Origin of the sequence: Micromonospora sp. NPDC049903, from assembly GCF_044460945.1 — a bacterium.
GTDB lineage: Bacteria > Actinomycetota > Actinomycetes > Mycobacteriales > Micromonosporaceae > Micromonospora.
The window spans coordinates 1-12,721 of record NZ_JBITKL010000004.1 but is presented as its reverse complement, the minus strand read 5'-3'; the positions used below and the strand labels follow the sequence as shown (position 1 = coordinate 12,721).

Here is a 12,721-nt window from a genome sequence, read left to right as displayed (position 1 = left end):
GGGAGCAGGTGTGCTTCTGACCATCACCGTCCTGGCGGTATCGCCTGTCCCAGTGGCGCCTGCCATCGCCCCGCAACCGTGCGCGGTGTCGGCGTCGCCGCAGCCTGACCTGGCCACCGCTGCCACCCGCCACGGCTTGCCGGCCGCCACCCGACTGGTCTACCCACAGCCGGCCCGACGCGCCCTGCGGAACCTCGCCGCGACCATCGCCACCAGCCCCTGCGACACGGCATCGGGCCGCTACGACCTCATCCGCTACCAGCAATGGCGGAGTGAGTCCTCCCCGGGGGAGCCGAGAACGCTGCAAGAGGTCGTGCGATGGAACGCCGGTGACCTCTCCGGCGCGCAACTCGCCACCCGACACCCGCCCGGCCCCGCGGCCATGACGAAGCACTGGTGGGACCGAGGCCAGATCCCCTCCGACATCCCGGTCGATCCCATCCTCGACCCACGGCAACCGTTCGTCATCATCGATCGGCTACGCCACGACAACGACCGTGATTACGCCGCCGCCGACGCCGTGCAGGCCATCGCTGAACTCGTGTCCTGGCATACCCCGCGCCGCGACGAGCGTGCGACGGTCCTCACCACTCTGGCCCAGTATGACCAACTCGTCTTCTACCCGCGGGTGTCCGACCGCGCCGGACGTGTCGGCGTCGGCATCGCCGCCACCGTCAGCGACGACGGTCAGCGCCGGGTGCTCGTCGTCGACCCCGTCACCGGCGATGTCCTCGCCTACGAAACCGCCCGCCCCGACGAGATCGGCGCCTGGCGACCCACCAGCTACCTACTCGTCATGGGCCGCACGCGCGTCGACGCCCGTTGGTGGGAGCAACCCGGCCCACCGCCCCCGGGCCGACTTCACCCGCAGCGCGCGCGAATCGACCTGTCCCTGCCCGCCACACCCTGCCTACCCGTGCCCGAAGGAGACTCCCGGTGACCACGACGACTTACCAGTTCCGCAACAACCCGCAGCAACTCGGCCCCCTGCAACAGGTCCTCGACCCCATCACCCGCCACGACCTCGCCAAAATCCCCATCCGGCCCGGGTGGCGGACCCTGGACATCGGTGCCGGCGCAGGCTCCATCACCCGACACCTCGCCGACACGGTCGGCCCGACCGGCACGGTCCTCGCCGTCGACCGCGACACCGACCTCCTCGACCCCACCGCCGTCATCGAGGTATACCAACGGGACCTGCGCAACGGCCTCGACCTCCCGATCGCGCCCGGCAGCATCGACCTCGTCCACAGCCGCTGCGTCCTGGAACACCTCGCCAACCGCGCCGACCTCCTGACACCGATGACCACGCTGCTGCGGCCCGGAGGGTGGCTGCTGCTCGGCGAGATCGTCTATAGCCGCGCCCTGATCCACCACGCCCCCACCGGCGACGACAACCACCTGATCTACCGGGTCATCCACGCCATCCTCGACACCCTTGCCACCGGCGGCACCGACCTGGACTGGGGCAACATCACCCACAGCCACCTGCTCGACCTGAAGATGACACACGTACACAGCCGCACCTGCGCCGACACGTGGACCGGCGGCGGACCCGGCTGCCAACTGCTGGCCGACAACGCCCGCCAACTCCACGACAGACTCCTGCACGCCGACCTCGACGACGCCGGCCTGTGCCGGTTCGGCGAACTGATGGCCGACCCCACAGTGGCCCTACGCGGCTACCAGTACACCTCCACCCTCGCCCAGAAGCCCGAATGACCCAGAAGCGACGGGCGGCACGGCCGAAGACCACGAGGTAGCCGCCATCCCAGCGACTGCCTGGCATCGCTCGCGATCTCCGGGAGACCGCGTGACGACTATGTCGCTGCCCGCGCGCCCTGAACCTGTGCACAGGCTGCTCGACTGGCCATCTCCCCAGTCCTAGATCAGGCGCGGCTCAGCTGGGTGACCCTTAGCTGACATTGATGCCTGCCGATTCTCCGACCACCCGTCTGCATCGACGGGCAGACGTCGGCACGACCCATTCGAAAGGGATCGACCTTCCGTGCTCCCGTACCTCGCGGTCGTCGGGATGATGGCGCTGCACCTGCACCTCGTCGGCCAGCCCACCACCACGCCCGACACCCCTGCCGGCGTCGGTGACCTCGTGGCAACGGCCCGATCGGTGGACCTGGTCTGTGTGCGCTGCATCCTGCGGGGCCTCGCACCGCTGGTTCCGGCACGCCCGTGACGCCCTCCGCCCGTTCGACACCCGTTGAGGACCACCGCACGATGCCCACGCCCATGCCGCCAGCCGGAACGCCCTACCACCGGCTGACCATACGGATCCCCCGGTGGAGGACGCTGCTGACGCTGGCTGCCGTGCTGATCGCCACCCAGCTCGCGCCGATCCCCGCCACCCTGCTCAGCCGACGACTGCCACCCGAGGGGCTACCAATCCTCGGCGACCTCACACCACTGGTCCTCTCGCTCGTGGCGATCGCCTGCATCCTGCCGGCGACCCTGCTGGTCGTCCGGGTGGGTGAGGGCCGATGTGTCGGCACCCTGGCCGGTGTCACCGGCCGCCTGCCCCGGCGATTGTTGGCCCTGTATGGCGGACTCGCGGCGATGTGTCTGGCGATGGTGTTGGTCATCGGCGCCACCGTCATGATCGCGGTGGCCCTCACCACCGCCAGCCCACCCGAACAGTCAGGGACCCTGACGCTGGACGGCATCGGTGAGCGCCTCAGGGTGTTGCCGATCCTGCTGTGCCTCATCGTGTTCCAGACCGCGGCCGAGGAGGTCGTCACCCGCGGCGTGATCCTCTAGGCCGTCGGCCGCTTCACCCGCTCCCCGTGGCCCGCCGTCCTCGTCCAAGCGGCTGTCTTCACCGCCCTGCACGGCGCCGGTGAGGTGTCAGGAATGGTGGGCGTGCTGGTGGTCGGGGTCGCGCTCGGCTGGATCACGGTCCGCACCGGCGGCCTGGCAGCCGCCATCGCCTTTCACATCGTTGTCAACAGCCTGGCCGCACTCACGGCTGTGGTCTACGGGGCTACGAGCCCCACCGACAACGCCGCCACCGGGTCCTGGCCCCAAGCCCTCATCCTCGGCGGCACCACCACCGGCTATGTCCTGCTCGTCAACCTGCTGATCCGGCCATTGGGCGTCACCACCACCGTCCGCGATCTCGTCTTACGGCAAGCCAGCGACACGGCCCGGATCAGCGCGGCCGTACCGAAAGCCGTTCCCCGCTATCCCTCTGCTAGCCCCTCGTTCGAGTCTCTCCACGATCAGGAAGCGCACACCCCCTCATGATCGAGTATCTGCGCCTGTCTGGCGCGGCGGTCCACACCCCGGTCTACCGATACCGGCACCCCGTCACTGGCCGTCGGGTCACGCTGGTCGCCGCCATGCACGTCGGTACGCCCGCCTACTTCTCCGGCCTGCTCGACACGATCAGCGACGTCGAAGACGGCGGGGCGGTGGTGCACTCCGAGTTCATTCGGTCGCAGCCCATCCCGCCGGACGTCGCCGAGGAGGAGAGACGGGTGTTGGAGGCGATGAAGGGTGGCGGGCAGTGTGAGGATCGCGCTATCGCCACGTTGGGGTGGGTGCATCAGCGTGAGGCGTTCGGTGACATCCCGCCGTCCTGGCAGGAACACGACCTCGACCCGCTGCAGATCATCCGCCTCGCGGGACCGACCGTGATCGGCGCCCAGGTCGCCCAACACCACCGCCGCTTTGCGTGGGCCACCGACGACTGGCAGATCCGCACACCGCGAGCAGCCGCACTGTTCGCCCTTCAGGCCGCGATCGGACTCCGCATCGGCGCGTCACGAGGCACCAAGAAGATCCCTTATACGCCAGGCGACGAGATCCTCATCGACGCCCGCGACCGCGCCGCACTGCAAGGCATCGACTCCACCGACCGTGACGTCGTCATGATCTGGGGCGCTGTCCACGTCCGCGGCATCGACACCGGCCTCCAAGCCCGCGGCTTCACCCACATCGCCGACCCCGAATGGCGCACCGTCGCCGTCCTGCCCACCATCAGCACCGCACTGTGGCGGCTGATCCGCCGCGGCACGCCGTGACCGGAGATGTCCGCACCATTCGCCTAGCGCACCTGATCGCGGTCATCGCGTTCGTACACACGCCGATCTCGCTGATCGCCATCTGCGGCACCTACCTGGTGACCGCCTTGGCCCTGCGTAGGGGCCTTGCTGCACTCAGCCCGCCGACAACAAGGTCAGAACCCCGTCACGGCGCGTGCTTGGTTGATTGCATTAAGCTCCCATCAACGAAGCCGACGAGGGAGGTCCCGGTGAAGCAGCACACCGCAGACGGTGCCATGCTCGGAACCGGCAACTGGTCGCTCGTACCTCCGGGTAGCGACGACTTCGAGGTCTACGGAGGGGCAGCAACGGTTCAGCGAGCGCGGGAGTGGGCGTTCAAGTACCAGCTTCTGCTGTATCGCGGTCCGGCTCAGGCGTGCGTGCATGGGTTGTACCGCATGGACGTCTGCACCTTCTCGGCCTGCACATCAGTCGGGATGGACCACACCCAGATCTGGGTGCAGCACGACGGCCGCACCGCGTTCCTGCTGACCCACCCGTACGCCGAAGACATCCCGGATAAGCTGCGGGTCTACGCCGAAATGCACGGCCTCAGTATCCGCTCGAATCCGTTCGACGGCTGGTACGGCCATGGCACCCTTCCGATCCGGTTGACGATCCCGCCTGACTGGCCGCTGTGGCCCATCGAACGAGACTCAGTCCTGCTGCTGCACACGCAGCCGGTGGAGTGGCCGGAGAGCTACGAGTAGCGGCACCGAGCGACACCACCAAGCCGCACCGCTCTGGCCAGCGCTGCCGCCGACTACGACGTCCGACTGCTGTCAGCGCGAATGTTGGATCCCCATCAGTGGCGCCCAGCATCATGGGTGGGCGCGGCCGCTAAGGAGGCCCCCAGTGGCAGAAGCTGTGCGGCACATCCGACTACAGATCGATCTAAACCTCAGCAGGGCGGATCTGGGGCACCCCGACCGGCCGGGGCTGTGGCAGGAGCTTCGGTCGCGGACAATCCACGCCGGTGAGCTGCGGTGCATGGGAGCCTGCTACACGAAAGACCCGGACTGCCCAGAGTGGATGTACCTCAAGGGAAAGCCGGACGGCACCGGCTTTCGTCAGGCCGTACACCTCAACCGATCCGCCGCCAGGAACCACCCCGACGCCATCGAGACTGACAAGCACAAGGCCCTGAAGGAGCGCGTCGCAACCGTCTCCGAGCGGGCAGGCTTCTCCGTCGAGGTAGAGGCCCGCTCGACTTCCGGCAAGCGGGTCACCGACGTGCTCGTGCGTGGCGAGGGTGGACTGCTGCTCGGGCACGAGCTCCAAGTATCAAAGCTGTCCATCCCGACCATCAAGAAGCGCGTCAGGATCGCCCGTGGGGACGGCTTGATGCCGATGTGGACGACCGACAACCCTGCTGTGCAGATCGAGCACCGTGTTGCCTGGGCGACGATCCCGCCGACCAACGCGGGCTGGGTTCGAACCGGCAACGAGCTGCTCGTGTCCGGTGGTGCCCGCGACGCTGACATCGACCGGTGCGGCCGTACTGCCCAGTCACTCGGAAGCGGCCTTGCGGCAAGCTGCACGTCTACCTTCTAGCAACCCGTGGTCTCAACCTCGATGACCTCGTCGTCGGGGCAGCTGCGGGCGCCTGGCGGTCACTCGAAGAGACTGACTCGCGCGGCCGGCCCATGTACTACTGGGTGACGGCCGACGACATGGAGCGGTACCTGAACGACCGCGAAGGGCGAAGGCCGGTCCCGAACATCGAGCTGGACCCGGATCCTGGCACCAGCGGGACGATGGTGCCCCGAGAATTGGAACTCGACTGCAACTACGGCGTCGACACCGGATACCGTCGCCCCCCGACACTGCCCCGTGATCGCCCCGGGCCGGTAGTGATCGACCTGGGGAATTCCGGCGTCAAGCCGACAGTCAGCCTGGTCTGGACGCACCATGCGACTGGCGAACTACAGCCATGTCGAATCTGTCAAAAGGGTGCAATCATGCGGGACGAGAACGGCCACCCTTGTCACAAGGTTTGCGCAGAGGTGGAAGTGGCGAAGCAGGGCCGTTGACCAACCCAGGAGTAGCGGAGCGCCCGCTGAGTAGGACCCGCAGGCGCACGCCTGGGCTGTGCGGCGCTTACTGCTGAGGCGGGTACGGGCCGGGAGGCGGCTGCGGCACCACCGTAGTGGTGGAGCGGCTCTTGCTCTGGGCGAACCACCAGTGGATCGGCCAGATCAGCCACATGATTCCGCAGGTGAAGAACCCGCCGATGGCGTACAAGAGGTGCATCCAGCCAGGGATGCCGCCCGACGCGACGGTGGTCTGCTGGTAGCCCATCGGTGGCGGGTAGCCGTGCGGCGGCGGGTACGGGCCGGGGGGTGGGTACTGGCCAGCCGAGGGCGGCGGGTAGGTGCCGGGCTGCTCGGGAAAGGTCGGCGGTTGCCGCAAGGTCGGGTCGTCGGGATGCATCGAGACAGGCTATCGCCGAAGGTCCATGTCGGAGGGACGGCTACTCGGGCAGAAGATAGCCCGTCGACCGGACCGGTCGGCGGGCTCCTTGGCGCTCCGGCGGGCGTTACCGGTTGGCGAGGTGGTGCGTTCGGCTGCGGTGGTCTGCATCAGCGGCGACGGGTACGGGCGCATGAAGCTGACCCGGGTGGCCTGGTGGGGCAGCGCCATGACGTGCCCCAGTTCGTGAGCGATCAGCCACCGGCGGGCGGTGGCGTCGTAGCCGAGGCTGCAAGCCTTCGTCAGATCGAGGTTGATGGTGGTGGTGCTCCGGGACCTGATCCGGGGACGCTACGGCCGCACCATCGACAGCTGCCGATCTTGCGTTGTCGGTGGGTGTGTCGTGCGCCGTGCACACCATGGCCTGGCCGGGGCAGGATAGATCCATGCCCGAGGTGCCTGACTACGGTTGCCCACCTGATGCCGATGCTTAAGGGCGCTGACGCCTTCTCGGCTCACCCGAGTGGCGACGTGAACGTCGGAGCCCCTGACGCCCTGGTCGCCCAGCTTCGCACGGTCGCCCTCGCTTTAGGGAAGAGCGCCGCCGAGCTGACCACGGCCGCCGACTCGGCTGGCCACAGCGACGCAGCGAATGCTCTTTGTCGGGCGGCGGCCAGCCAAGTCGATTCGGCGCAGGCCCTCGCCGTAGCGGTGCAAGGACTTCAGACGCCCCGGGTGTTGCGGGGTAGGCGGTCGGCCCTCGGCAACCGGGTTAGCTCCGACTAATCAGTACGGCGTGCAGCCCCGCTAGTCCGATCACCGCACCGAAGATACCCAGGGCAAAACTAATCGCGGTCACCTGGTCCGTTATGAACCCGCGCCAGTAGTATCCCTTGCTGGCAGCACCCGTGTACCAGTACATGAAGGCCACTGCCACGTACGCGGGGAGTGACAGTGTGATTGCCAGTCCAATTCGCTGGCTGACGAATTGTGCGACGGCGTCCTTGGTTTGGCCGCGCAAAAGTCGGCCAGCCGAGGGCCGAACCGTGCCGAAGCTAGCCCTGGTTTCGTGCCCGGTGGCGAGGCACGCTCGGTCCCTCTTTTCAATATCCACAACGCTAGCACCACCAACCCTGGCCGTGCCGGAGAAGGCGACATCAACATTCGCCCGGCCGCCTGACGCCGAGCCAGGAGCGGATGTCGTGGAAGGCATCCGCTGCGCACGCGGGCTCACTCTTCTCGACTCCCTCTCTACCGCAGCGCGCACCCTACGAAGCTCGGCTTGCGCCCTGCCAGCGCCAGACGACGTACTCATGGCATCACTCCCGTCATAGGGATGTTTGCCAACACCATCTGCGATGGTGCAGGCACCCTTAGTAGGATGGCCTGTGAGGCCTCGGTTCCCGCACCCGGGGTGCGGGAACCGAGACCGATACCAGTCAGCGCACTGGATGTCACCCGGGCGATGTCCTTGATGGAGCTAGCGAACGTGGGAGAGTCGTCTTTCCATCCGCCGTGCCAGCCAATCCGGATCTGATCGTGCCCGGCGCGGCATGCCTTGGTGGCGAACCCGCGCCGCAGCGGATGACCCGCATACGCAGACGCGGTGTCGACCCTGGCGGCAAGCGGGGTCCGCTGCACGACGATGGCGACAGTCTGGGAGCTGATCCGGCCGTCAGTCGTAGCGCGCCCGTGCGGGGCACGACCGAGCTGGCCGTGCTTGTCGATCCGCCGGAACAGGGCACCGCTGGCGACACCGCGCTCCGCGAGGGCGGCGAGCCAGGCCCGCACGGTGTGGACCTTGTGGATGTAGGTGTTGGTGCCGTACGGCACGTCCCGCGCCGCTTCGGTAGCGAGCCTGGCCCGCGCCGGTCGAGCGGTGGGCGACCGCGACGGCGGTCAGGGCACGGTTGATGGTGGCGGGTGCTTTGCCTTTGTCGGCGAGGGGGTTGACGTATTCGGTGTCCACGGCGTGCAGTCGCCCGTACTGATGCAGCAGAGCGGCGATCGCCTCAGCGTTGAGTCCGTCGTTGATCGGCTACTGGCCGGTGGGAGTGAGGTTAGCGGGAATCATGCGCCGTGCTCCGACCCGAGCGAGGAAGCAGCGGAGGCCGCCGCAGTACGCGCGGAGGGTGAGTCGGCCTTGGCGCGGCGGAGCCGGTTCAGTGCGGACGCGGACGGCTAGTTGAAGGCTTGGGAGGCGGTGGGCACGAGGGCGCCCAGGTCGCTCACCCGGGACGGATTCTCATTCACGAGCAGTGAGGATTATCGTGAATGAGGGTTCGTTGGTGTGGCGACACGCTGGACATGCCCGACTCCCTCTCGGAAGGACGGCTTCGCCGGATACGGTCCCTACGGTCGCCCGCCTCCCCGCCGTAACCGAGAGGACGAACCCGATGAGCACCTTCGAGGGCATCCGTGTCTACGCCGCCGGAAAGATCACCCAGAACGGCTGGCGACACAGCCTGTTCCCGATCTTCGACGACGCCGACACCACCAACCCCGACCGGCAGCCGTGGCCGGAAGAGGTCCGCATTCCCGCTCTGCCGGGCGCGGTCTACGTCGGCCCGCATTTCATGAGTGATGATCACGGCTGCTACCACGGGGAGAATATGCACGGGGTCGCCGCTGGCGAGCACGCCTGCGGCGGCGCCTATCCGGGCCTTTCCCGGCCGGAGGTCGCGCAGCGGTGCCTCGCCGCGATCCGACTATCCACCCACGTGTTCGCCTGGCTGGACGACCCGACGTGCCATGGCAGCCTGGTCGAGATCGGATACGCGCGGGCACTGGGCAAGCAGGTGTTCGTGTACACCAAGGCCGGGCAGAAGGATCTGGCAGACCTGTGGTTCGCAAAGCAGATCGCCAATGCTCACGCCGAGGCGGCCACGGCCGAGGGGGCGTTGGCGGACTTCCGGCTGCGGGTCAGCTGATCTCGGGCACGGCCAGCCCGGAGGGTTGCCTCGGTTCCCTCCGGCTGACGTCCTCGTCGTTGTCCGGATCGCATTGATCGCTGTGTGTCGCGGCGATGATCGCTCGTGCCCTACGTAGCGCTTCCACGTTGCCGACCCGACACCACGGCCATTGACGTCCCGGTCCAGCTTGGTGGCCACCGGCAGGAGCAACTCCCGGATGATCTGTGCGTTCCGGGCGCGGGTGCGGTTGGACGACATCAGCCGGTGCACGCAGCTGACGAAGTCGAGCACCAACTACCGGCTCTCGCCCGCCGTAGGCCGCTGACAAGCCGGATAAATTGGTTAATAGCCGATGTCAGGGGTTGATCGCCATTCTCGCCCTTTAGGCGAGGGCTGATCTCGGCGCTGCCAGTACAACAGACGTGGCCCGCGTGGATCATCCACCGTGCGAATGAGGATGTCGCAGATGCTACGCGGACTCCGTCTGACCCGTTACGTGCACCGCCCACAAGCGGCGAGCGCGCTATCCGTCGGGGATCTCGGTGAGTGAGTTTCAGCGGCGGACGGCGCTGCCAATGACCGCGTCACGCGGCGGAACGGCGTCCGCCCTCCGCCTCAAGGTCCCCGCCGCGTGGGCGTCGGCGGGGGATGAGTTTGGTGGTGGCTTCGGCGGTGGAGTGTTTGAGTTCCTGGAGCACGCTGGTGTAGGTGTCGGCGGTCAGTTTGTAGCTGGCGTGTCCGAGGGTGTCTTGGATCTCCTTGATGCCGGCTCCGGCGGCGAGCATCAGGGTGGCGGCGGTGTGTCGCAGGTCGTGGAACCGGATGGGTGGGAGTCCGGCGTTGGTGACGTGGCGGTCGAAGCGGGTGGTGATCAGTTCGGGGTGCCATGGGCGTCCGTCGCGGCGGACGAAGAAGACGTCGCTGTGATGCCACCGGTCTCCGGTGGCGAGTTTCCAGGCGGCGCGCCGGGCGAGGTACTCGCGTAGTCCCGCCACCGTCTCCTTGGCCAGCGGCACCACTCGGTCACCGGCGGCGGACTTGACCGCCTTCTCGATGACCTTGTAGCCGACGCTGGTGCGTTGGTCGACGATGGTCAACTCGTTGGCGGTCAGGTCGACGTCGTAGTCGTGGAGTCCGGCGAGTTCACCGCGGCGGGGTCCGCGGTGCACGGCGAGGTCGAACAGGGCGGACAGTTCCAGGTCGTGGGCGTCGACGTAGTCGAGGAACTCGCCGACCTGCTGTGGGGTCCACACCATCACCGGGCTGGGACGTCGGCCGGTGTGCCGCCACCGGTTGACCGCGGAGGCGGTCCAGAGTCGCGGCTTGGGTGGGGCACCGGAGCGCAGGATCACCGACTCCGCCGGGTTGTGGTCGACGAGCCTGTGCCGGTAGAGGCGACGGGCGTCGTTGAGTGCCTTGCGGAGGGTGGCCAGGATGCGGTGCATGCTCGCCGGTCCGACCGTCCGCACTCCCTTGACGCTGTCCCGTACGGACTGCTGGGTGCTTTGGCGGGCGGTGAGGATCTCGGCGTTGCGGGCCTCGATGCCGGCGAACACCGACTGGATGTGTCCGGCGGTGAGGGTGTGCAGCGGTACGTCGCCGAGCTTGGGGATCCAGTACTTGTTGATGTGGTCGCGGTAGCTGCGCAGGGTGGCCGGTGCGAGGCCGGTGACGTCGGTGATCCAGGTGGTGAGGTAGACGCCGAGGGTCAGCGGCGTACCGGCACCGGCCGTGGGCGTACCGGCGTCGCCGCTTGCTGGGGTGGCGTGGAGGTCGCGGGCGAGGGTGTCGCGGTCGGGAAGCGGTTCACCGTGCCGGAGGCGGTGCAGCAGATCGGCGACGTGACGGCGCAGGAGTCTGTCGGTGCCGCCGAGGTCGAGCAGCGCCTGCGCGCGGTCGCGTTCGGTGGCGGCGGCGTCGCGGGTGTCGAACCCGGCACGCCGTAACTGCCGTCGGGCGCCGCTGGTGTCGGGTGGGAGTTCGAGTTGGTACGCCCACATGCCGTGGTGGGGGTTCCATCCGTTGCCGCGGCGCAGCTTGGGGCACTTCACGCCGAGGCGTTTGCCGTTGTGGCGGCAGCCGCAGCGTTTGGTGATGGATCCATCGGCCATCGGAACAAGGTCTCCTTCGTGCCGATGCCGTACGGGGCATCGGATTGTCGGGTGTCGGTGGATGGTGATCCACGCTCGGTCGCGGGGGCGGGTCAAGTCACCTGCGGTGGACGGTCGAGCTTGGTGGCGGTGAGGACGGCGATGATGGCCGGCACGGACACCCGGTAGCGGGAGCCGATCCTCATGACCGGTATCGGCAGCCTGTTGGACCGGGCCAGCTCGTAGGCACTACTCCGGGACAGACCGAAGATGGCGCCCGCGGTGGCGACGTCGGTGGTCGTGCCGAGCGCGCGGACCTTATCGAGGCTCCACGCGCCACTGCCCGACGCCGCTGTATTGGTCGAGGGTCGGTCGGATGACATGACGTACTCCTTGGAACGGCGGTTGAGAATCGGAATGACTCGGGGCCGCCCCCAGCACGGGGGCAGCCCCGAGAATCTGTGGAGCTGCTGCGGAATCGACGTCGTCGGCGCGATCCGTGCGACGCCTCCCGCACGGACGAGTGGAGGCGGGTCGCTAGTCGGGGGCGTGCCACCGCTGGCGACCGATGTGGGCGGTGCCGTGATCGGTGCGAGGTCGGCTCGGCCGGGACCAGCCCGGTGCCGGTGGGCGAGTGGCGAGGACGCGCCATCCGGAGGCCCGCAGGCTGGCTCCGGACTCGCCGTCCTGCGTGTAGGTGATCAGGCGGCGGTAGCCGAGTGCTCGGGCGGCCCGCCAGGCTGCGGCGTAGAGCAGGGAGTTCGCGTTGCGGGTGCCGTCGGTGGCGACCCTGGTCACCTCGAGCGTCTGGCCGTCGTCGAGCATCCGCGCGACCGGACGCCCGACGACGGCGACGCCGACCAGGACGCCGTCCTGGTCGGCGGCCCCGATGCTGAACTTGTGGCCACGCGGCGGCCGGTGATGCCGATGCCAGTCCTCAACGAAGCTGCAGGCTTGGGCAAAGGAGACCGGCACGGTGCGTAGGCGGCTCACCCGCCGTCCTCGTGCGACGAGTCGTCGGGCAGATGCGGGGTGAGTCGGTGCAGCGCCTCGTCGTGGAACGCGGGGTTAATGTCAATGCCCTGGTACCGGCGGCCGAGGTGTAGCGCGGCGAGACCGGGTGGTGCCGGCGCCACCCGTGGTACGCACACGTTCTAATACTCCAACGTCACTTCGCCTGTCTGCGCTGGTAGTGGGTTCGTCGGGCGCGGGCTTGGGATGTTCGTCGCCAGACCGACCAGTGCAGGGT

General features: G+C 68.0%; 15 protein-coding genes and 1 pseudogene. 10 read left to right on the top strand and 6 right to left on the bottom strand.

Annotation, left to right across the window (positions count from 1 at the left end):
• Positions 1–52 precede the first annotated feature (52 nt).
• The 9 genes and pseudogenes from ACIBO1_RS09700 to ACIBO1_RS09660 all read left to right on the top strand — a co-directional run bounded on the left by ACIBO1_RS09700 (position 53) and on the right by ACIBO1_RS09660 (position 6,091).
• Complete coding sequence (locus ACIBO1_RS09700; RefSeq protein WP_396743378.1) at positions 53–940, top strand: hypothetical protein; 888 nt, start codon at positions 53–55, stop codon at positions 938–940.
• Entirely contained in the window at positions 937–1,722 is a 786-nt protein-coding gene (locus ACIBO1_RS09695; RefSeq protein ID WP_396743375.1) for a methyltransferase domain-containing protein, read from the top strand. The genes ACIBO1_RS09700 and ACIBO1_RS09695 overlap by 4 nt, the downstream gene beginning before the upstream one ends.
• Positions 1,723–2,008: 286 nt before the next feature.
• Positions 2,009–2,194, top strand: coding sequence for a hypothetical protein (locus tag ACIBO1_RS09690; RefSeq protein WP_396743372.1), 186 nt, complete (start codon positions 2,009–2,011; stop codon positions 2,192–2,194).
• Between the two features lie 53 nt (positions 2,195–2,247).
• The gene (locus tag ACIBO1_RS09685; protein WP_396743369.1) at positions 2,248–2,772 is read left to right on the top strand and encodes a hypothetical protein; all 525 of its coding nucleotides are present in this window, start codon (positions 2,248–2,250) and stop codon (positions 2,770–2,772) included.
• 24 nt (positions 2,773–2,796) lie between these two features.
• Positions 2,797–3,258 (top strand): annotated as a pseudogene (locus tag ACIBO1_RS09680) (type II CAAX prenyl endopeptidase Rce1 family protein); the annotation flags it as partial.
• Between the two features lie 233 nt (positions 3,259–3,491).
• Positions 3,492–4,037 carry a hypothetical protein gene (locus ACIBO1_RS09675; RefSeq protein ID WP_396743366.1) on the top strand — a complete coding sequence of 182 codons (546 nt, stop codon included), beginning with the start codon at positions 3,492–3,494 and terminating at the stop codon, positions 4,035–4,037.
• A 230-nt stretch (positions 4,038–4,267) separates the two neighbouring features.
• Positions 4,268–4,768 (top strand): hypothetical protein, encoded by a 501-nt coding sequence (locus tag ACIBO1_RS09670; protein ID WP_176092619.1) that lies wholly within the window; start codon positions 4,268–4,270, stop codon positions 4,766–4,768.
• Positions 4,769–4,913: 145 nt separating this feature from the next.
• Positions 4,914–5,612 (top strand): hypothetical protein, encoded by a 699-nt coding sequence (locus ACIBO1_RS09665; protein WP_396743363.1) that lies wholly within the window; start codon positions 4,914–4,916, stop codon positions 5,610–5,612.
• A 92-nt stretch (positions 5,613–5,704) separates the two neighbouring features.
• Complete coding sequence (locus ACIBO1_RS09660) at positions 5,705–6,091, top strand: hypothetical protein (RefSeq protein WP_396743360.1); 387 nt, start codon at positions 5,705–5,707, stop codon at positions 6,089–6,091.
• Positions 6,092–6,158: 67 nt separating this feature from the next.
• Here ACIBO1_RS09660 and ACIBO1_RS09655 read toward each other — a convergent pair whose 3' ends face one another.
• Positions 6,159–6,491 (bottom strand): hypothetical protein, encoded by a 333-nt coding sequence (locus tag ACIBO1_RS09655; RefSeq protein WP_176092621.1) that lies wholly within the window; start codon positions 6,489–6,491, stop codon positions 6,159–6,161.
• A 1,290-nt stretch (positions 6,492–7,781) separates the two neighbouring features.
• A complete protein-coding gene (locus tag ACIBO1_RS09650) occupies positions 7,782–8,303 on the bottom strand; it encodes a hypothetical protein (RefSeq protein WP_396743357.1) in 522 nt (173 codons plus the stop codon).
• A 563-nt stretch (positions 8,304–8,866) separates the two neighbouring features.
• On the opposite strand from ACIBO1_RS09650, the gene ACIBO1_RS09645 reads away from it, so the two are divergent.
• On the top strand, positions 8,867–9,400 hold the full coding sequence (locus ACIBO1_RS09645) for a nucleoside 2-deoxyribosyltransferase (RefSeq protein ID WP_176092623.1): 534 nt from the start codon (positions 8,867–8,869) through the stop codon (positions 9,398–9,400).
• 566 nt (positions 9,401–9,966) lie between these two features.
• Here ACIBO1_RS09645 and ACIBO1_RS09640 read toward each other — a convergent pair.
• The 4 genes from ACIBO1_RS09640 to ACIBO1_RS09625 all read right to left on the bottom strand — a co-directional run bounded on the left by ACIBO1_RS09640 (position 9,967) and on the right by ACIBO1_RS09625 (position 12,623).
• Positions 9,967–11,493 carry a tyrosine-type recombinase/integrase gene (locus ACIBO1_RS09640; protein ID WP_396743354.1) on the bottom strand — a complete coding sequence of 509 codons (1,527 nt, stop codon included), beginning with the start codon at positions 11,491–11,493 and terminating at the stop codon, positions 9,967–9,969.
• A 92-nt stretch (positions 11,494–11,585) separates the two neighbouring features.
• Positions 11,586–11,855 carry a helix-turn-helix domain-containing protein gene (locus ACIBO1_RS09635; protein WP_396743351.1) on the bottom strand — a complete coding sequence of 90 codons (270 nt, stop codon included), beginning with the start codon at positions 11,853–11,855 and terminating at the stop codon, positions 11,586–11,588.
• Positions 11,856–12,009: 154 nt separating this feature from the next.
• Positions 12,010–12,465 carry an XF1762 family protein gene (locus tag ACIBO1_RS09630; RefSeq protein WP_396743348.1) on the bottom strand — a complete coding sequence of 152 codons (456 nt, stop codon included), beginning with the start codon at positions 12,463–12,465 and terminating at the stop codon, positions 12,010–12,012.
• Positions 12,462–12,623 (bottom strand): hypothetical protein, encoded by a 162-nt coding sequence (locus tag ACIBO1_RS09625; RefSeq protein WP_396743345.1) that lies wholly within the window; start codon positions 12,621–12,623, stop codon positions 12,462–12,464. Before ACIBO1_RS09625 ends, ACIBO1_RS09630 begins: the two co-directional genes overlap by 4 nt.
• Between the last annotated feature and the right edge of the window lie 98 nt (positions 12,624–12,721).

Bases quoted from the DNA above. Each gene is read 5' to 3' on its own strand.
- ACIBO1_RS09685 (WP_396743369.1), top strand. From the start codon at position 2,248: ATGCCGCCAGCCGGAACGCCCTACCACCGGCTGACCATACGGATCCCC.
- ACIBO1_RS09645 (WP_176092623.1), top strand. From the start codon at position 8,867: ATGAGCACCTTCGAGGGCATCCGTGTCTACGCCGCCGGAAAGATCACC.
- ACIBO1_RS09655 (WP_176092621.1), bottom strand. From the start codon at position 6,491: ATGCATCCCGACGACCCGACCTTGCGGCAACCGCCGACCTTTCCCGAG.
- ACIBO1_RS09635 (WP_396743351.1), bottom strand. From the start codon at position 11,855: ATGTCATCCGACCGACCCTCGACCAATACAGCGGCGTCGGGCAGTGGC.
- ACIBO1_RS09640 (WP_396743354.1), bottom strand. From the start codon at position 11,493: ATGGCCGATGGATCCATCACCAAACGCTGCGGCTGCCGCCACAACGGC.
- ACIBO1_RS09660 (WP_396743360.1), top strand. From the start codon at position 5,705: ATGTACTACTGGGTGACGGCCGACGACATGGAGCGGTACCTGAACGAC.